Origin of the sequence: Bacteroides caecigallinarum, assembly GCF_016901995.1 — a bacterium.
Classification (GTDB): Bacteria; Bacteroidota; Bacteroidia; order Bacteroidales; family Bacteroidaceae; genus Phocaeicola; species Phocaeicola cellulolyticus.
The window spans coordinates 1-278 of the sequence record NZ_JACJLE010000197.1 but is presented as its reverse complement, the minus strand read 5'-3'; the positions used below and the strand labels follow the sequence as shown (position 1 = coordinate 278).

The window sequence follows — 278 nt, the reverse complement described above, 5'->3', positions numbered from 1 at the left end:
GTGAGTAACGCGTATCCAACCTTCCGTTTACTCAGGGATAGCCTTTCGAAAGAAAGATTAATACCTGATAGTATGGTAAGATTGCATGATAATACCATTAAAGATTCATTGGTAAACGATGGGGATGCGTTCCATTAGGTAGTAGGCGGGGTAACGGCCCACCTAGCCTACGATGGATAGGGGTTCTGAGAGGAAGGTCCCCCACATTGGAACTGAGACACGGTCCAAACTCCTACGGGAGGCAGCAGTGAGGAATATTGGTCAATGGGCGAGAGCCT

The 278-nt window shown here is 48.2% G+C and carries 1 rRNA gene; it reads left to right on the top strand.

The annotated features are described in order from the left end of the window. Positions 1-278: ribosomal RNA gene (locus H6A61_RS15605) — 16S ribosomal RNA — on the top strand; the annotation flags it as partial.